We start from the raw sequence: 19,380 nt of genomic DNA on the forward strand, positions 1-19,380 counted from the left end.
CAAGCATGGCCGGGCGTTATTTCGACGAGTGGCAAGTTGGCGACCGCGTGCAGCACGCGATCACGCGGACTGTGACCGAGACGGACAATGTCCTGATCACCACGCTGACTCATAACCCGCAGCCGCTGCATCTCGACTATGAAGCGGCGGCCGCGACCGAATTCGGCAAGCCTCTCGTCAACAGCTGCTTCACTTTCAGCCTGATGGTCGGCGTCAGCGTCCACGACACGACGCTCGGCACACTTGTCGCCAACCTTGGCTACGATAAGCTCGTTTTCCCGAACCCCGTATTCGCCGGCGACACGCTGCGGAGCGAAAGCGAGTGCCTCGCACTGCGCGAGAGCAAGTCGCGTCCGAACGCGGGGATCGTCACTTGGGCGCATCGGAGCTTCAACCAGCGCAGTGAACTAGTGTGCGAATGCACCCGCACGGCGCTTCTCCTGAAGAAGCCCGAATGACCGAGCCGCGTTCCTGGTTGTTCGTTCCGGCCGATAGCGAGCGGAAGATCACCAAGGCGCTCGAAAGCGATGCGGACGCCGTGATCTTCGATCTCGAAGACAGCGTCGCTCCCGTGCAGAAGGCAACCGCCCGCGACATCCTCAAGAACTTGCCGAAACGATCCAACGGCCCGCAGTGGTGGGTGCGCGTGAACCCGCTCGGCAGCGAGTTCCACAAGGAAGATTTGAAGCTGATCAGCAGTGCCTATGTCCACGGCATCGTGCTGCCAAAGGCGGAAAGCGGCGCCGATGTGACTCAGCTTGCTCACCGCACCGGAAACATTCCGATCCACGCCATCGTCACCGAGACCGCCGCCAGCCTGTTCGGGCTCCTGTCTTACCGGGATCCCAAGACGACGCTCGCGGCCATGAGTTGGGGCGCGGAAGATCTCTCCGCAGCGCTCGGCGCATCCTCCAAATATGACGCGAGCGGCGAACTTAGCTTCACCTACAAGCTCGCCCGCTCGCTCTGCCTGGCCGGCGCTGTCGCGGCGGGAGTCCAGCCTGTCGACGGCGTCTTCGCTGACTTCCGCGACGAGGACGGGCTCCGCTCGGAGGCCGAGGCCGCCCGCCGCGAGGGCTTCACCGGCAAGCTGGCAATCCACCCAGATCAGGTGCCCGTCATCAATTTCGCCTTCACGCCCTCCGAGGAGGAAGTGAAGCACGCCGAAGAAATCGTCGCCGCGTTCGAGGCACATCCCGACGCTGGGGTGTTGTCCGTTGACGGCAAAATGATCGATCGCCCCCACCTCATGCAGGCAAGGCGTATTCTCGAACGAGCCCGATAGGAGATTTCATCATGGCAACCACGGCAGAACCCAGTCCAACCACCACTGCCGAGGCCGCGGGCGGGCCGACCAAGGCGAAGGGCTGGGGCACCGACGCGCCTGATCAGCCGCTTCACCCGATGGAGTTCGAGCGCCGGGCGCTTCGCCCGGACGACGTCGCGATCCAGATCACCTACGCAGGCATCTGCCACAGCGATCTCCACACGGCGCGCAACGACTGGGGCGGAACTCGCTACCCGGTCATACCGGGCCACGAGATCGTCGGCACCGTCACGGCGATCGGCAACGAAGTCACGCGCCATCGCGTCGGCGATACCGTCGCCGTCGGCTGCATGGTCGACAGCTGCATGGAGTGCGACCAGTGTCTGGAGGGCTGGGAGGTCTTCTGCCGCAAGGGCTGCGTCCAGACCTACAACAGCGAAGACTATCACGATCATACCATCAGCAAGGGCGGCTATACCGACCATGTCGTCGTCCGCGACCATTTCTGCCTCAAGGTCCCGGAAGGCATGGACGTCAGCAAGATCGCACCGCTGCTGTGCGCCGGTATCACGACCTATTCGCCGCTGCGGCAATACAATGTCGGGCCGAACACCAAGATGGCCGTGGTCGGGCTTGGGGGCCTTGGCCACATGGGTGTGAAGCTCGGCGCTGCGCTGGGCGCGCACGTCACCATGATCACGACGACACCGAGCAAGGGCAAGGACGCGCGGGAACTTGGCGCCCACGACGTGATCATCTCGACCGACGAGCAGCAGATGCGCGACGCGGCGACCCGCTTCGACTTTATCCTCAACACGATCCCGGTGAGCCATGAGATCGACGGCTATCTCAATCTGCTGGGCCGCTCGGGCCGCATGGTCATTGTCGGCGCGCTGACGCCGATGCCAGGCTTCACCGGCTTCAACATAATCTGGTGGAACCGCGCAGTCGGCGGATCCGCGATCGGCGGCATCCCGGAAACGCAGGAGATGCTCGATTTCTGCGCTGCCAAAGGCATTTACCCCGACTGCGAATTCATCGAGATGAACCAGGTCAACGAAGCCTATGAGCGCCTGCTCAAGAACGACGTTCGCTACCGTTTCGTGATCGACATGAGCAAGGGCCTGTGAGCGAATCGGTTCACCCGGTTCCTGAAGATTTCAATGCCCGGATCGGCGCTCGCGAGCTCGACGAACTCAACGATCTCGCGAATGCCGATCCCGACCGTTTCTGGCTCGACCAGGCCCGCCGGCTGACGTGGAACAAGTTTCCGACAAAAGCCGGCGACTGGTCGTTCAAAGAAGACGATTTCCACATCCAGTGGTTCGCCGACGGTGAGCTAAACCTGTCTGTCAATTGCCTTGATCGGCACCTGGCCGAGCATGGCGATCGCACCGCGCTGATCTTCGAGGCGGATGAGCCCGGTGAGGGGCATCGCTGGACCTATCGCCAACTTTATGAGGAGACTTGCCGTTTCGCCAACCTGCTGAAGTCGCGCGGCGTCGCAAAAGGCGATCGCGTCATGATCTACATGCCGATGATCCCGGAGGCGGCAGCGGCGATGCTCGCGTGCGCGCGGATCGGCGCGATCCATTCGGTCGTGTTCGGCGGGTTCTCGCCGGATAGCCTCGCCGGCCGTATCGCGGACTGCGACGCCTGCGCCGTTATTACCGCCGACGAAGGCGTGCGTGGCGGCAAGAAGATCCCCCTCAAGCGGAACGTCGATACGGCGCTCGAAACGCGCGATGTGCCTACCGTGATCGTCGTTGCGCGAACAGGTGCCGAGGTTGCGATGAAGGACGGGCGCGATATCCGCTACGCCGACGTGCGAGAGGGGCTGTCGACGGAGTGCAATCCCGAGATCATGCGCGCCGAAGACCCGCTTTTCATTCTTTACACTTCAGGTTCGACCGGTAAGCCCAAAGGTGTGGTGCACACCACCGGAGGCTACGCGACGTGGGCCGCGACCACGTTCGACTGGATCTTCGATTACCGGTTGGACGATATCTTCTGGTGCACGGCGGACATCGGATGGATTACCGGGCACAGCTATGTCGTTTACGGCCCGCTCGCGAACCGAGCGACGAGCGTCATGTTCGACGGCGTGCCGAACTATCCGGACTTCGGCCGCTTTTGGGAAACGGTGGACCGGCTTGGTGTTACCATCTTTTACACCGCGCCCACCGCGATCCGCGCGCTGATGCGCGAGGGCGATGAGCCCGTGAAGCGTCATAGTCGCAAGTCGATCCGCCTGCTCGGCACGGTCGGCGAGCCGATCAACCCGGAGGCATGGGAATGGTATTGGCGCGTAGTCGGCGACGGCCGCTGCCCGGTCGTCGACACCTGGTGGCAGACGGAGACGGGCGGCATCCTCATTTCGCCCTTCCCCGGCGCGACGGAGATGAAGCCGGGTTCAGCGACCAAGCCGCTGCCGGGCATCCATCCGCTGTTGGTCGATGCGGCGCATCGGGTTCTGGAAGGGCCGGCGAGCGGCAACCTCTGTCTTAGTGGCTCCTGGCCCGGACAAATGCGTACAGTGTGGAACGACCACTTTCGCTTCTTCGAAACCTACTTCAAGACCTATTCCGGCCTCTATTTCACCGGCGATGGCTGCCGCCGCGACGAGGACGGCTATTACTGGATCACTGGCCGCGTCGACGACGTAATCAACGTTTCCGGACACCGCATCGGCACCGCCGAGGTCGAAAGCTCGCTCGTGTCGCACCCCAAGGTCGCTGAAGCGGCGGTCGTCGGCTTCCCGCACGATATCAAGGGCCAGGCAATCTACGCCTATGTGACGCTTAATGCGGGCGAGGAAGGCGGCGACGAGTTGCGCAAAGAGCTGGTGCAGGAAGTGCGCCACGACATCGGCGCTCTCGCGGCGCCCGAGAAGATCCACTTCACCCTCGCGCTTCCGAAGACGCGTTCGGGCAAGATCATGCGCCGCATCCTGCGAAAGATCGCCGAGGGTGCGACCGACGGGTTCGGCGACACCTCGACACTCGCCGATCCGAGCGTCGTCGAAGCGCTTCTGGCAGGCCGCCAATGAAGAACGCGATCGCAATTGCGCTGCTGCTTGCGGCGGCTCCGGCGCAAGCCGCGTTCAACCCGGTCGAATTCTTTCGCGGCAAGACGCATGGCGACGGCCTGCTCAAGGTCATTTTCCAGTCGCAAACCAAAATCTCGGTCGACAGCGAAGGCGTTGCCGAGAAAGACGGTTCGCTGCTTCTCAAGCAAACCATTCACGAGCAGGAGAAGCCGCCGCGCGTGCGCTACTGGCGTTTTCGGCAGACCGGCGCCAACCGCTTCGAAGGAACGCTGACCGATGCCGCCAGTCCCGTCCGCGTCGATGTCAAAGGCGACCAGGTGCGCATTCGTTACCAAGGGAAGAATCACCTGAACTTCGACCAGTTGCTGACGCCGAAAAATGCCCGGGAAGTTTCGAACAGCATGCGGGTGAGGCGGTTCGGGATCACCGTCGCGCGCTTCGAGGAGGTTATCCGCAAGCTGGACTGAACCAGCCGCTTTGCTATCCGTGATCGCGCGGAGGGGAAGAATGGCCACGGTTGCAGACAGTCACGAACAAAAGCCGTGGCCAATGGCGCGAGTTATCATCGCTTCGTCCGCCGGCACGGCGTTCGAATGGTATGACTTCTTCATCTTCGGCAGCCTCGCGCCGGTCATTTCCAAGGTCTTCTTCGCCGGGCTTGAACCGACCTCTGCGCTGCTCGCGGCGCTCGGCCTGTTCGCTGCCGGATTTGCCTTCCGCCCGCTCGGCGCCCTGATCTTCGGCGTGGTCGGCGACCGCCTTGGCCGCAAAGGCGCCTTCCTCGTCACCGTGAGCTTGATGGGCGGCGCGACATTCTTGATCGGGCTTTTGCCGACTTACGCGCAGGTCGGCGCACTCGGACCGACGTTATTGATCATCCTGCGCATCTTGCAGGGCATTGCGCTCGGCGGGGAGTATGGCGGCGCGGCGATCTACGTCGCGGAACATGCGCCGAACCAAAAGCGTGGCGCCTCGACGGGGTGGATCCAGGCTTCCGCTTCGTTCGGCTTGCTGGCCGCGCTGCTCGTAATCGTCGCCACCCGAACGGCCGTCGGAGACGATGCATTCAACGCCTGGGCCTGGCGCATTCCGTTCCTGATGTCCGCGATCTTGCTCGCGATCTCCGTCTGGATGCGCGTGAAACTGGCTGAGAGCCCGGCTTTCGCCAAGCTGCGCGAAGAGGGCGAGATCAGTAAGGCGCCGCTGCGCGAGGCGTTCGGCAATTGGAAAAGCCTGAAGCAAGTGCTGATCGCCTTCTTCGGCATCATGTGCGCGCAGGGCGCAGTCTGGTACTTCACCTTTTTCTACATGCAGGTCTTTCTCGAAAAGTCGCTCGGGCTACCCGGCCAGACCAAAGACCTGCTGCTTATCGTCATGACCGTCGTGAGCGCCCCTCTCTACGTCTACTTCGGCTGGCTCAGCGACCGCATCGGGCGCAAACCAGTGATGGTCGGCGGGATGCTGCTGGCGCTCGCGCTTTACTTCCCCGCATCGCACTGGATTGCCGCGGCGGCCAACCCGCAACTGATCGAAGCCCAACGCGCAACGCCCGTCGTCGTAGAGACTGATCCCGCCACCTGTGCCGTGCAGTTCGACCCCGTCGGCACCGCGAAATTCGTTAGCGCCTGCGACATCGCGAAGAGCAGCTTGGTCACCAAGGGCATCAATTTCTCCACGCAAGCTTCGCGTGATGGTCGGACTCAAGTAGTCGTGGGCACCGAGGCTGTGCCGATAAGCGGCGGCGAAGGCCTGAGCGGCGCGGACGTGAAAGCGCTCAAAACCAGGACGACGGATGCGATCGGCTCCGAGCTGCAAGCCGCCGGCTACCCCAAGAGCGCGGATCCCAAGCAAGCGAACATGACGCTGCTCATCATCCTGCTGCTGCTATTCGTGGTCGCGGCGACGGCGCTCTACGGCCCACAGGCCTCGGCGTTGGTGGAGATGTTCCCGACGCGCGTGCGCTACACGGCCATGTCGTTCCCCTACCATGTCGGCACGGGCTGGGTTGGCGGCTTCCTGCCGGTGACCAGCTTCGCGCTGGTGGCGATCACGGGAAACATGTTCGAGGGGCTTTGGTACGCAGTCGTGTTTACGGCGATTTCCGTGGTCGTCTCGCTCCTGTTCCTGAAAGAGACCGCGGGGCGCGCGCTCAACCATCACTGAGGCGTTATGGCGCCCAGTGGATGTCGATCGGTTGTTCGACCTCGGCAAGGACGCGGCCGATCGGCAGCTTTGAGCTTTGGCCGTCGGCAATCGCCTGTTCCAGCACCTGCCGCTTCTGATCGCCGGTGATCGTGATCAGGATGGTGCGCGCCGACAGGATCGCCGCGCGCGTCAGCGTAACGCGAGCCACCGGCGCTTCCGGGGGCAGCGGGTCGGGCGTGACGCCGATGGCGCGACGCGCTTTTGGCGCATCCAGCGCCGCCTGAAGGTCGGGACCGGAAAAGATCGAGGCCGTGTGCCCATCAGCGCCCATTCCGAGCCAGACGAGATCCGGCGGCCAGGGCAGGTCCTGAAGGCGAGCATCGGCGGCATTGCCTGCCGCGCGAACGTCTTCGGCGCCGCCGCTGACGATCGGGATCACCCGGGCTCCGGTCGGCAGGAAGGCGCGCGCGATTTCCCGAACGTTGGAAAGGTCGTTGTCGACGGCGACCAGGCGGTCGTCGGTCGGGATCACGGTAACGCGCTTCCATGGCAGCTTTTGCTTCGCCAGCTTGGCGAAGACGGCGGGACCAGTCGTGCCGCCTGGCACCGCGATCAGCGACGCGTTGCGCGCCTCGACAGCGCTGTCGATGATGAATCCGACGTCGCCGGCGACCGCGTCGCTCAGCTCGTCGAGCGAGTCATATTCCCACCATTCTGCTTCGATCATGGCTGGCCCCTTGTCGGATTCAGCGGCCAACGTCCACCTGCTTGTAGCCGAACCATGCGGCGACCGGATTGCCGCGCGCGTCGAGCGCCGGGCGGAACAGCCCGCGCTGGACAATCAGGCTGCAGGTCCACTGATCGGCATTCGGATTGCCGAAGGAACGCATGACGTCGCAGCGGCTCGGACGGCCGTTCGGCTCGATCCGCAAGCGAAGGAAAATGGCGCCGCCGCGAGGCCAGCCGCGCATCACAGCGTCGGGGTAGTCGCGGGCGGAGATACCCCGGACCAGGCTGACAGGCGTGGCGGCGCCCCCGCCCGATCCTGCTCCGCTGCCGTTCCCGGCGCCTTCTCCATTCCCCGTCCCACCAGCGCCGGTGCCTGGTCCACGAACGTCGGACGCACCCTGAGTTGATGCGGCGCCCTGGCGCGGCGTTTCAGTCGCCGCGATTTGAGGGACAGGCGGTGTGACGATTCGGGGCTTCGGCGCGACGACCGGCGTCGCCTCGCTTTTGATGTTCTTCGGCGAGCCGCCGGCCTTCTGATCAGGTCGCGGTTGCGGTTGTTGTTGCGGAGGGGTCGGTGGCGGCAGCACGATGACGTCGAACACGCGAAGGGCCGCCTGCGGGTCCGTCAGATCGATACGGCCCGATAAGTGCAGGAAGGCGAACAAAAGCGCAGCGTGGATCGCAATCACTGCCGCGATCGCGCCGCTCTTGTCTTTCGTATCGAGATTGGACCGGTACATTCACCCCGGTCAACGCCAATAGCAGTCGCGCGTTGCCGTATCCAACATTGGAACAGGCGCCGGACGTGGGGGGAAGTACGTCCGGCGCCAGCACGCGTGCTCTCTGAACGCTATCTGCTGGAACTCGCCTTGCGGCCGCCGCCGTGACTCGCCTTGCCACCTTTGCTGGCAATCTCGCGCTGCTTCGCGGGATCCATCGCGGCAAAGCCGCGCTTCGATCCGCTTTTGGTCAATGGCATCCTCTTCCTCCTTTCTGGTGGTCGCCAAAACGCGGTTCGGCGCTCACGGTTCACAATGCTGATTGAGGTTAAGACGAACTTCAGTCGGGCGATTCGACGCGCAAATTTTGACATTGATTCAGTGCGTAAATGCAGATCAATGACGGTTTAACGCAGGCGTAATCCAATCCATAAAGTGCGCGGCGTCGCGCGCTCGATCGAGCCGTCGGCGTTAATGCCCGCCATGACCAGCTTGTCCATGAGATTTTCAGCGCGCGCCACAATTAGCAGGCGCGGCGAGAGAGGCCATGAGGCGAAGGCGTCGACCGTGGTTGCCGCATTCAGTTTGCGCGTATTGAGGTCGTCCTCAAACTGCGCACTGACATGTCGCACGATGACTTGCGCGCCTTTGCCTGCATCATCGTAGCCAGCCCCTATGGTTGCCGCGAAATCGGGCGTCTGCGCGGGTCGAGGTCCATCCAGGAACGCAGCCGCGCCAGTCGAGCGCATGCGTGCGTGCGTACAGCTCAGACCGCCTTGCAGTTGCCAACCGCCGCGCGACCATTGTGCTGCAGCTTCAAGACCGTGCACGTCGACAGCATCGACATTCTGCCGTTGGCGATACGTCCCGCCAGCCGGAACAAAGCCGACGCCGGGAAAATTGCCAGGCCCCGCGCCGAGCGTGACGTTCGCGATCGCATCACTTAGCCGGTTGACGAAGCCGGTCAGCGAGATCTCCACATTGCCGCGCGCATATTCGACCCCCGCTTCGGCACCGAACAACCGCTCTGGAGCGAGATCTGCATTTGCGGCCGTCGCGTCAAGGCCGACACGGAACGGCCGAAACAACTCGTTCAGCGTCGGCATGCGCCACCCGAGGTACCCGGCCGCGCGAAGTCGGAAGCCACCACCAAGCCGGGCGATGACGCCGCCGCGCGCCGTCGGCAACCAGCCGCCTCGTTCCGGGTCCCGGTCGTCGCGAAGCACGGCGCTGGTGGCGATTAGCTGCTCGAACAAATGTCCATTGCTTACCTGCCAGTGGTCGATGCGCATTCCGCCCGTCAGCGTCACCGGGTCAAAATCAACAGTCGCTTCGGCGAAAGCTCCGGCCGTCCAGGCCACGCCGCCCGCGAAGCGCCGCCGCTTGGGTTCGCCCGCGACGTAATTGTACAGCTCACGCGATTCCCCGGTCGTTCGGCGGGTGTCGGCGCCAATCCGCAGCTCCATATTTTTCGGCATCGGGGGGCGTAACTCGAAGCTGCCCCCGACACCGTTGGACGGTACCGAATATTGAAGCGACACGCGCGTTGCTATCGCCCGTCCCGGACCGACGCTTGCGAAGCTGCTCATCAGATTGCGCCACTGCCAATAAGCGAGCGCGCTCCACTGCCATCGCCCGTGCCCGACCAGCCGGACCGATCCGTCTGCCCCGTTGGTGCGATTGATGCTGAAGTCTGTCCCCCGGGTGCGCCAATCATGTAAGCCGTCGGCGCTGACTTGTAATTTGATGTCGGCGGCAATGCGATAGTTCCACTGCGCCCGGGCGCTCCAGTCTCGATAAGGCGCGTGTCGGTCGGCCGGCCCACGGGTCGCCTCCGTTATCGGAACGAAGCCGCCGCCACGCTCAGCGCGTCCAGACAAACTGAGAACGCCATCGCCCGTGGCAATGCCGGCATATGCCCTGCCCTCGGCCGACGTCCGGCTGCCCGCATCGACCTCGCCTGAAAGCCCGCGCTCGGACCGGCTGAACATTTCGATCGTCCCCGCCAGAGCGCCCGGGCCGTTGGCGACGCTTCCGCCGCCACGGACGATGCGGATCTGGCGAAGGCCCAACGGATCATATGCCGGCCAATTGACCCAGCCGCCGAACGGGTCCGTCTGTGGCACCCCGTCGAGCATGAGCAAGGCGCGGCTCGACGCATTGCCGCCAAGTGCGCGCAGCGTGACGCCCTGGCTCGTTGGATGTCCGCTATGCGAGTCTGACCGCCGGAACAGTTGAACGCCGGGGACGTCCTTCAGCAGCTGGTCAAGAGCGTGACTCGGCGAACTCTCGATTTCGCGCCCTGAGATGAGATTGATTGAGTAAGCGCTCTCCGCCCTTGCTTCAGGCAAGGCAGCGCCAGTCACGACAATCTCGGCTGCGGGAGGTGATGGCGGAAGCGCGTTGGGCACGCACCGGTCTCGATTGGCTAGAGGGCTTCTTACAGTCTGCTGCAAAGCCCTCGCCGACAGCCGGTTCCGCGTCGAGCGAAATCCCGTTTCGAAACACAATGGAGGGGCTCAGGAGTATAACGGCTGTTAGTTTTCCGTTGCCGCGCTTTGGTTAAAATGGTCTTAAGCTTATTGTTTGTGCCGGCGACTCGGCACTTTCAACCGGGAAGGGGGCGCCCCGGTGAGCTTGGTTTGGAGACTCATTTGCGGCTCGAGCCGCTCGACTTGGGGTGCCGCGAAGCGGCTGCTCCTGACCTCGATTCTTGCCTCCGCGACGAGCCCGGCCTCTGGCCAGGCTGTTTCTCAAATCGTCCCGACGACGCGCGAGCAAATCACTCATCCCGTTGCGCCGGTCCAGCAGCGTCGGCCGTCGCGACTGGAGGTTGAAGGCGGCATCGAGCGCGCCCCCTGCGCGCTCGACGGTCCTGATTATCAGAACATTCGACTGACCCTTCGCGCTGCCGAATTCGAAGGGCTGCAAGGGCTGTCCGCAGCAGACCTCACGCCCGCCTACGCTTCGTTCGTCGGACGTGAACAGCCTATCTCAGTCGTCTGCGAAATACGCGACCGCGCCGCGACCATCCTGCGCGACGCCGGCTACGTCGCAGCCGTTCAGGTGCCGGAGCAGAAGATCGACAATGGTGTCATCCACTTCCGTGTCCTGATGGCGCACCTCGCGCAGATTCACGTGCGCGGTGACGCCGTCGGCGCAGAACGGACGATTGCCGGCTATCTGAACAAGCTTACTAAAGAACCAGTGTTCAATCGCTTCGATGCGGAGCGCTATCTCCTGCTGGCCAGTGACTTGCCGGGGTACACCGTGCGGTTGACGTTGCGGCCGGCAGGCACGACGCCAGGCGAAGTCATCGGCGACGTCACCGTCCAGCGCCAGCCGGCCTATGTCGACGCCAATATCCAGAACAGCGGATCACGGGAGATCGGTCGTTGGGGCGGTGTCGTTCGCGCGCAGCTGTACGGCCTCACCGGCCTTGGCGACCGCACCACCCTCGCCGCTTACAGCACAGCGGACTTTCACGAGCAGCAGACGCTGCAGATCGGTCACGACTTTCACATCGGCCCTGACGGCCTCAGCGTTTCCGGCTCTTTCATTTACGCCTGGGAGCGCCCGTCAATTCCCGATGCTAACGTCCTCGCCAGAACGCTGCTCGCAACGGTAGAGGTCGGCTATCCGTTCGTCCGCCGTCAGTCACAGACGATCCGCGGGGCGATCGGCATGGACTACGTCAACCAGAGCGTCGATCTCGACCATATCGAACTGACCCGGGACCACCTCCGCGTCGCCTACGCCCGCCTCGGCTTCGACTTGATGAGCACCGATTATTCGGACGGCAATTTTTCACAAGCCGAACCCAGGTGGCGCGTCACCGGTCTGTTCGCTCTCCGTCAGGGCTTGGACATTCTTGGCGCCAGCCCCTACTGCGGATCGAGCGGGTCTAACTGTGACGTCCCACCCAGCCGCGCGGTTGGGCATCCCACGGCCACAGTGTTTCGCTCGACCACCTTTGGCGAATTTCGCCCTGTGCCTAAGCTGACTTTCTCGCTTGGCCTGCTGGCCCAATATGCGTGGAAGCCGCTGTTGAGTTTCGAGCAATTCTCCGCGGGCAATTACACTGTCGGCCGCGGCTACGATCCGGGCGTACTGCTCGGCGATAAAGGTTTCGGAACGCAGGCCGAGATCCGGTACGGCAGCCACGTGCCGCAGAGTGCGCGGAGCGCGGCAATCGAAGGTTACGCTTTCTGGGATCATGCCGCAGTTGGTAACCGCGACCACCTGATTGATCCGATTGGACGCCAACATCTCGACTCCGTCGGTGCAGGCGCCCGCATCAATTTCGACCGCTTCGCGCTCGACGCTGCGCTCGCCGTACCGCTTACCCGCATCGGGATCGACGACCGTCGCCCCGACCCCAGGTTCCTCGTCTCGCTGACAAGCAGGCTCTGGCCATGGAGCTACTGATGACCCAGACAGCCAATTTCGACACCAGCCGCCGCACTCGGCCTTATCGCAAGCTGATGCTCTCCTGCGCATCGGCCGCACTGGCCGTTGTCGCGGCACATCCCCAAAAGGCTTCCGCGCAAGCTTTCCAAGGGACAATTGGCTCCTCGACCGGCGGTGTCGTCCGTACGCCGACAACAGGCACGACCGAGACGATCACTGTCGGATCCAGCACCGCAACCATCAACTGGACTGCGACCGGCCAACCGTCGGGAGGCTCTGTCAATTTTCTCCCCAGCGGAAGCACCGCAACCTTCACCAGCGCTGAGGGAGTGACCGACTATACGGTTCTCAACCGCATTTCGGCCGGCGGGTCGCCGATCTCGCTCAACGGGCACGTCATTTCGACGCTGCAGGGCACGAGCACCACCGGCGGCAAAGTCTGGTTCTCGACTCCCGGCGGGATCGTCGTCGGCGCCACGGCCGTTTTCGATGTCGGCGGTCTGCTGCTGACCAGCGCCGACGTGACGAACCTGTCGACAAACCCGAGTGGCTTCTCGGCGTCGTTCAGCGCGACGAACCCGGGCAGCGCAGTGACTATCGCTGACGGCGCGCAGATCAATGCGCTCCAAAGGAACAGCTACGTTGCCTTGGTAGCGCCACGGGTCGAGCAAAACGGAACGGTGCGGGTGAATGGCTCGGCCGCTTATGTCGGCGCGCAAGCCGTCACGATGACGATGAACCAGGGTCTGTTCGACATCGCAGTCGATGCCGGAACCGACGACTATAACGGCGTGGTTCACACGGGAAGGACGACCGGGCCCGCGAACGAAACACCGGCGGATCATCACAGCATCTACATGGTCGCGGTTCCGAAGAACCAGGCGATGACGATGTTGCTGAGCGGCGATGTCGGCTTCGATGCGACGACCGCGTCCGTCAAGAACGGACAAATCATTTTGTCGAGCGGAAACTTTGGGCCGCAACCGGCAGAAGGTGAGCCAAATGGCCTCGGTTCAATCAGCTTCTCTGGAGGTAACTTCAGTTCCTCGGTGACCGGCAAGGCGACCGGATGGATCGACGCCGACGGCGGCGGTTGGACGTTGCGCTTTGGCGGCGACCTCAACCTGATCGCGGGCCCCGCGATCCGTGTGCTTGCCGGTGACGGTGAGACGATCACGATTAATGGTGCAGCTAAGCTCGTCGCCGGCAACGAAATTATCGTTGCTGCAGATGGCGGGTCGATCAGCGCAGATTCGCTCGTCGCTCGCACGGTCGGCAGCGATTTCGACGGGTATGTTTTATTAGAGGCTGCGAGTGGCTGGGAGGGCAATCCGGGATCCCTCTCATTCGGCTCGACCCTGATTAAGGGCGACGGGCCAGACGGAATAAATGGAACGATTGCCGTCGTGACCGACTCCGGATCGACGATCAGTCTGGGTCAGGCCGACCTCCGTGCATCAGGCACTGGAAGCATCTTCCTTGCAGCCGGGAGCTGTGACTGCGGCGGCGAGGGAGAGCAGTTTTCGTTGCAAGCCGCGAGCCTTGGCGAAGGCGGCGGGATCTCGGCGGACAGTCTATTTCTCATCGCCAGCGAGGACATCGATGTATTTGTCGCAGGCGGAGCAGATATCGACATATCCGGCACGATGCAGGGTTACGCCGCGCAAACAGCCTGGTTGCACTCTGACGGGTCGTCGAGCGTATTGCGTGCAAACGTGATCGGTCTGAACGCGATGACGATCCTCGACGATGCTCCGGTTATCGCGGACATCGTGCGCTTCTCTGCAAAAAGGGACCTCACCGTCGGCGACCTTAACGCAGGAGACCTGATCGCACTCGACGCGGGCGGCGATATCTTAGGCCGCGACCTCAAAGCGATGCATTCCCTTCGCGTCGCTGCGCTAGGCGCGGTCCAGTTGGGTGATCTAAGCTCGGAGAGCGTGAACGCGGTAGCGCTGACCGGCGATCTGGTCGCTGGCGATGTCCATGCCGGCAACGCGATCATTACCGCCGTCGGTTATACCACGCTTGGCGACGTCACGGCGACCGACACGGCGTTCCTGACCTCCGGGATCAACCTAGTGGCCGGCGATCTCGACGCAACCAACTCGCTTGACGTACACGTTGCAGGAGCTGCCGACTTGAACAGCGTGTCGTCGAAATTGATGCGCATTACCGGCAGCGAACTCAATATCGCGCGCATCACCGGCGTCGACGTGACGATGTGGAGCCAAGGAGACCTCAACCTCGGCGATATCACCGCGACAGGCGCTGTCCGTCTGAATGCTAAGGGCGACATTCACGTCGGCGATGTCGACCCTACCACCGTCCAGATGGATGCTGGAGGCGACCTCTTCGTTCAGGATGTTGAAGCGTCCGATAGCGCCAGCTTCACCGCAGGCGGCCTCGCCTCATTCTTCGGAACGGTCTCCGCACCAACGATCACTGTGACCTCCGGCGACATCAACGTTGCTGACGGCGCGTCGCTCGGCGTTTCAGGGGTCACTAAGATGCTGACGCTCAACGCGGTCAGTGATCGGCCCATCATCCTTGGCGAGGGCGGCAATCCGTCGGAGGGGCAGTACGTACTGTCGGAGGACGGCGACATCCACTCGGAAGCGGTTGAGCTCCACGCGAAGGGCCGCGGTGACAGCGCTGCGCCGGACATCCTCGTATATGGCGCGGACCTTCAAGGCAGCGCCGGCGACGGCGGCGAGTTGAAGTCGATCACGCTTCAGACCGACGGTTCCGTCTCGATCCTCGGCGATGTCCGTTTCATCGACGCCGCATCGACCGACAAGATCAGCATCCAGGCGGGCGGCAAGATCATTGTCGACACAGACACCGGCAGCATCGTGATGACCGATTCCGCAGGGCATCTGTCGGGGACGCTCGACCTTCAAGCCGGCGATATCTGGGTCGGTGATGGCGCGCTGCTCGACCAGCTTGCCGGAGATCCCAACTTCTCGGGCCGCGACACAGCGCTCGCGACGCATTCTGGCGCGGACAACCCAGACGGCTATCTGCGCGCCGGCACGATCACTGCATCGGTCGCTGACTCGTTCTTCATCCAGAACAGCGGAACGGCCGATCTCTTCGCGGGAATCGATACCGGCGACGGCGGCCTGTCGCTGACCAGCACCGGAACGCTTCCGGCAACGGTGATCGCTTACGGCCGTCAAACGCTATCGACGGGACAAGTGATCACCAACGAAGACTTCCTAGGTGGCGTTCAGTTGTCGGGCACCGCGGGTTTCACCACGGATTCCGAGGTGAACGGTTGCGCCATTGGCGGGGGCAGCTGCGATAAGCTCGCCTTCTCCTTCGATTATTCGCAAGTGGTCGGCGGCGTCAGCGGCGACGACAATGACAGCGATGACGACCAGAGCGATGCGGACAGTGAAGACGCATCGTCAGCGGATCCGTCGCTCAAGCTGATCAATACGGCACCGGTCAACCTCGACCACCAGATTGATGATCCGGTGACGAGCGGCGGCGACGTCGTGGTCGGCGGAGGCGGACCGAACTGAGCGGAGGTTTAAGATGGGCAAGTCAGCCATTGCCATTGCAGTCGCGTTCGCGTCCCTAGGCGCTGCTGCATCCGCGCCTGCGACGCCGCTGAGTGTCCGCGACAGTTTTCGGATCGGAACCTCTGGCACGATTTTCTGCTCGGCGCAGAACAATGCATCGGACCCGGCGCTGAAGGGCATGTTCGACGTCGCTTATTCTGTCACCTGCCGCGACGCTGCCGCGCCCGTCGGCAAGATGTACAAACTCAGAACTGCGGCTGACGCACCGGCTCGGCTCGCTGCTGCCCGTGCTGCACTTGCCGATTGCTCGGCGCCGACATCCGGAAACATTCAGGACCTCGGCCGCGTCGAAGTCATCGACTGCAAGCTCAAGAGCGCCGACATCGGCTATCGCGTCTACCAGTACCAGAAAGGCAAGCTGCTTTACGCCGCCGAAGGTCTGACCGGCTACGACAGCGCACTTCAGCTCGGACTGCGCAGCATCGTCGCCGACGAACCGGTCAAGGGTGAAATTTCGATCGCCACAACCGGTGCCGGCGATCCGGCCGCATTCGCGCGCGTCCAGGCCGGCACGCTCGACCCGAGCAAGGCGTTGGCCGAAGCCTATCGCCGCAACAATGCGGGAAGCTACGCTGAGGCCGCGGAGTTCTTCGCTACCGTCAGCAACGCGACAGACGCGCCACTAAGCCGCGCCGAAGGGCTCGCCAATGAGGCGCTCCAGAAATCGAACCTGGGCCGCTACGCCGAGGCGGACTCCCTCTTTGCGCGCGCCGCGGAACAGCTGGACACCGACCCCCTGGTCGCACGGCGGTTGCGCAATTATCGCGCGATGCACTTGCTGAACCAAAATGACCCGAAGGCAGCGCTCGCCGAACTGGACAAGCCCCTGCCGAAGGCGGCGCAGGGTGCCGGCAACGACAAGTCCGGCCTCAACATCGACGCGGTCACGTCGAAGCGGCTGAACGCCGACAATCGCCTTGGCCAACAACTCGGGACCGATAGTGACGAATTGCTGCCGGCCGAAAAGGTCGAGATTCTCGACGCGCAGGCACTGCAGCTTCGCGGCACCGCGCTTCGACTGACCGGCGATCTGGCGGCGGCGAACGGCGCGCTTCGCAGCGCCGAAGCCAAGCTGGAAGCGATGCGTGGCGGCAAGGTGACGTCTGTCGTCTGGATGCGTGCGCAGATCCTTGGCGACCTCGCCGCGATCGCGGAGGAATCGAAAAAGCCTGCCGAAGCCGATCGCCTGTATCGGCAAGGCGTCGCGCTGCTGGAGACCAACTATCCGGGTTCGGCAGCTTTGCTGAGCGCCCGGGCACGGCTGGCCGGTTATCTCGCGCGCAATGGCCAGGCGCCCGCCGCCGAAGCAATGTTCCGCGATATCGTCCACTCGCAGCCTGACGCCGCCAATTTGCCGCCATCGTTCGCGCAAGTGCTTCGGCCCTACATCGACGTCCTGCTGGAAAAGGGTAACGACCCTGCGGCCAATGCCGAAATCTTCGCCGCGTCACAGCTGATGCTTCGCCCGGGCCTCGCGCAGACGCAGGCGGTCCTGGCCCGCGAGTTGAGCGGCGGCACTGACGAGGCGTCGCGGCTGTTCAGGCAGTCGGTTACGTTGACGCGCCAGGTCGAGCGCACGCGGATCGACCTCGCGCGCGTTGAAGACATATCCAAACCGACACCGACCGACGCCACTCGGGCGCGCCTGCTCAAGGCGTCCCTCGCCCAGCTTCAGCAGCAGCAGTTGGCGACCCAATCGGCGCTCGGCAGCTTCCCGCGCTACCGCGCCGTTTCGGAAGGCGTTATCTCACTCGCCGAATTGCAGAAGTCGCTTCGGCCGGGTGAGGCATATTACCGCATGACGATCGTCGGCGACCACGCCTATGCCATGCTGATCACCCCGACCACCGCTCACGCCGCGAAGCTGGAGACGACCGGCAAGCAGATTGACGATCAGGTTACGGCTTTGCGCGACACGATTTCGACTGTCGAGAACGGTCAGCGCATTACCTATGCTTTCGATGTTGGCCTGTCGCACCAGCTCTACTCCGAACTGCTCGGGCCGTTCAGTGGCGAGATCGCAAATGTTAAGCACCTGATCTTCGAACCGGATGGCGGGATGCTGCGGCTTCCGGCCAACGTGCTCGTCATCGATCAGGCATCGGTCGATGCATACAAGAAGCGCGCTACAGCTGGCGGCGATGCGGAGTTCGATTTCCGTGGCATCAACTGGCTCGGCCGCGATCGCGACATCAGCACGGCGGTTAGCCCGCGTTCGTTCGCGCAAATGCGCAGCGCACCGCCCTCGCTCGCTACCAAGGACTATCTTGGCCTCGGCGAAAACACGCCGCCATCGACGGCAGCCGCTGGACTGGTCCCGGCCGCCGCCGACCGCGACTGCATGCTGCCATTGTCGTCATGGGCGAAACCGATCTCCGCCCACGAGCTTCAGGTAGCCGCCGACATTGTCTCGCGTTTCGATCCAAATGGCGTCCAGGTGATCACCCGTGACTCTTTCACCGATACGGGCCTCGAGCAGCGTACCGATCTGAGCGACTATCGCATTATCCATTTCGCGACGCATGGAGTGGTTACTTCGCGTGCGCCGAAGTGTCCGTCGCAGCCGGCATTGCTGACCAGCTTCGGCGGAACCGGGTCGGATGGGTTGCTGACCTTCCGTGAGATCTTCGACCTCAAACTCGACGCCGACCTCGTTATTCTGTCGGCGTGCGACACCGCCGGCAAGGCAAGCGTCGCGGCAACGCAGTCGGCGGGCCTTGCGACCGGCGGCGACGTTGCGCTGGACGGGCTTGTCCGCGCATTCGTCGGGGCGGGCGGCCGACTGGTGATCGCCAGCCACTGGCCGGTACCGGACGACTTCAATGCTACACAGCGGCTGATCACAGGCCTGTTTTCGGCGCCGCCGGGAACGCCGACGGTGACCGCGCTCCGGCTATCCCAGCGCCAGCTGATGGACGATCCCAACACGTCGCACCCGTTCTACTGGTCGGCATTCGCCGTGGTTGGCGATGGCGAAATTCCGGTGATCCGCTCAAAACAGCAGATCGCAAAGCGATAACTATTCGTCGGTGACGGGGGGCTGCGGGTCACCGCAGCGGCAGGTCGTTACGCGCGCCGCCCGAGGCCGCTTCGGCGTGGACGCCGCCTGTTGCCCGTGGTCTGGCGCAGTCGATTGGACGCTATCAGCGGAAGCGAATACGACCTGCTTCAACGCAGGCTGGGCGGGTGCGGAGTTAGATGCAGCGGCTTTTGGCGGCTCAGCGAATGCTGCGCTCGCAACCAGGTTTGCCGCGGTGACAATGGCGATCAGCCGGCACTTCATTTCCATCTCCACTACGAACGCACCGACATAACCTCATCATGGTTGATAATTCTTCCGCGTAAATGGTTAATATCGTTAACAGAATCCGGCTTTTGCCGGGTTACGAAATGGAATCTTTTCCCTGACTTTTCAGCGAGTTAGAGTCTGTGTCGGAAAGATGACATTCATTGACTCTTGGTTAACGACGC

The 19,380-nt window shown here is 63.1% G+C and carries 13 protein-coding genes; 9 read left to right on the plus strand and 4 right to left on the minus strand.

What is annotated here, in order from left to right:
* Window positions 1-5: 5 nt before the first annotated feature.
* The 6 genes from ABD704_RS06785 to ABD704_RS06810 all read left to right on the plus strand — a co-directional run bounded on the left by ABD704_RS06785 (window position 6) and on the right by ABD704_RS06810 (window position 6,479).
* On the plus strand, window positions 6-458 hold the full coding sequence (locus ABD704_RS06785; protein WP_344698915.1) for a MaoC family dehydratase: 453 nt from the start codon (window positions 6-8) through the stop codon (window positions 456-458).
* On the plus strand, window positions 455-1,285 hold the full coding sequence (locus tag ABD704_RS06790; protein WP_344698916.1) for an HpcH/HpaI aldolase/citrate lyase family protein: 831 nt from the start codon (window positions 455-457) through the stop codon (window positions 1,283-1,285). Before ABD704_RS06785 ends, ABD704_RS06790 begins: the two co-directional genes overlap by 4 nt.
* An 11-nt stretch (window positions 1,286-1,296) precedes the next feature.
* Window positions 1,297-2,397 carry an NAD(P)-dependent alcohol dehydrogenase gene (locus tag ABD704_RS06795; RefSeq protein WP_344698917.1) on the plus strand — a complete coding sequence of 367 codons (1,101 nt, stop codon included), beginning with the start codon at window positions 1,297-1,299 and terminating at the stop codon, window positions 2,395-2,397.
* Window positions 2,394-4,316 (plus strand): acetate--CoA ligase, encoded by a 1,923-nt coding sequence (acs, locus tag ABD704_RS06800; RefSeq protein ID WP_344698918.1) that lies wholly within the window; start codon window positions 2,394-2,396, stop codon window positions 4,314-4,316. The genes ABD704_RS06795 and acs overlap by 4 nt, the downstream gene beginning before the upstream one ends.
* Window positions 4,313-4,783: a DUF3833 family protein gene (locus ABD704_RS06805; RefSeq protein ID WP_344698919.1), complete on the plus strand. Its 471-nt coding sequence runs from the start codon at window positions 4,313-4,315 to the stop codon at window positions 4,781-4,783. Before acs ends, ABD704_RS06805 begins: the two co-directional genes overlap by 4 nt.
* 82 nt (window positions 4,784-4,865) lie before the next feature.
* The gene (locus tag ABD704_RS06810) at window positions 4,866-6,479 is read left to right on the plus strand and encodes an MFS transporter (protein WP_344698920.1); all 1,614 of its coding nucleotides are present in this window, start codon (window positions 4,866-4,868) and stop codon (window positions 6,477-6,479) included.
* Between the two features lie 4 nt (window positions 6,480-6,483).
* On the opposite strand, the gene pgl is transcribed toward ABD704_RS06810, so the two are convergent.
* The 4 genes from pgl to ABD704_RS06830 all read right to left on the minus strand — a co-directional run bounded on the left by pgl (window position 6,484) and on the right by ABD704_RS06830 (window position 10,320).
* The gene (pgl, locus tag ABD704_RS06815; RefSeq protein ID WP_344698921.1) at window positions 6,484-7,188 is read right to left on the minus strand and encodes a 6-phosphogluconolactonase; all 705 of its coding nucleotides are present in this window, start codon (window positions 7,186-7,188) and stop codon (window positions 6,484-6,486) included.
* A 19-nt stretch (window positions 7,189-7,207) separates the two neighbouring features.
* On the minus strand, window positions 7,208-7,930 hold the full coding sequence (locus tag ABD704_RS06820; protein WP_344698922.1) for an energy transducer TonB: 723 nt from the start codon (window positions 7,928-7,930) through the stop codon (window positions 7,208-7,210).
* 110 nt (window positions 7,931-8,040) lie between these two features.
* Complete coding sequence (locus tag ABD704_RS06825; protein WP_344698923.1) at window positions 8,041-8,169, minus strand: KGG domain-containing protein; 129 nt, start codon at window positions 8,167-8,169, stop codon at window positions 8,041-8,043.
* 147 nt (window positions 8,170-8,316) lie between these two features.
* Window positions 8,317-10,320 (minus strand): TonB-dependent receptor, encoded by a 2,004-nt coding sequence (locus tag ABD704_RS06830; RefSeq protein ID WP_344698924.1) that lies wholly within the window; start codon window positions 10,318-10,320, stop codon window positions 8,317-8,319.
* Window positions 10,321-10,540: 220 nt separating this feature from the next.
* On the opposite strand from ABD704_RS06830, the gene ABD704_RS06835 reads away from it, so the two are divergent.
* The 3 genes from ABD704_RS06835 to ABD704_RS06845 are packed head-to-tail and all read left to right on the plus strand — an operon-like array spanning window position 10,541 to window position 18,928.
* Window positions 10,541-12,337, plus strand: coding sequence for a ShlB/FhaC/HecB family hemolysin secretion/activation protein (locus ABD704_RS06835; protein ID WP_344698925.1), 1,797 nt, complete (start codon window positions 10,541-10,543; stop codon window positions 12,335-12,337).
* Window positions 12,337-15,849: a beta strand repeat-containing protein gene (locus ABD704_RS06840; protein WP_344698926.1), complete on the plus strand. Its 3,513-nt coding sequence runs from the start codon at window positions 12,337-12,339 to the stop codon at window positions 15,847-15,849. The genes ABD704_RS06835 and ABD704_RS06840 overlap by 1 nt, the downstream gene beginning before the upstream one ends.
* A gap of 13 nt (window positions 15,850-15,862) precedes the next feature.
* Window positions 15,863-18,928 carry a CHAT domain-containing protein gene (locus tag ABD704_RS06845; protein WP_344698927.1) on the plus strand — a complete coding sequence of 1,022 codons (3,066 nt, stop codon included), beginning with the start codon at window positions 15,863-15,865 and terminating at the stop codon, window positions 18,926-18,928.
* The last annotated feature ends 452 nt before the right edge of the window (window positions 18,929-19,380 follow it).

Origin of the sequence: Sphingomonas limnosediminicola (assembly GCF_039537965.1) — a bacterium.
In the GTDB taxonomy this organism is placed as follows: Bacteria; Pseudomonadota; Alphaproteobacteria; order Sphingomonadales; family Sphingomonadaceae; genus Sphingomicrobium; species Sphingomicrobium limnosediminicola.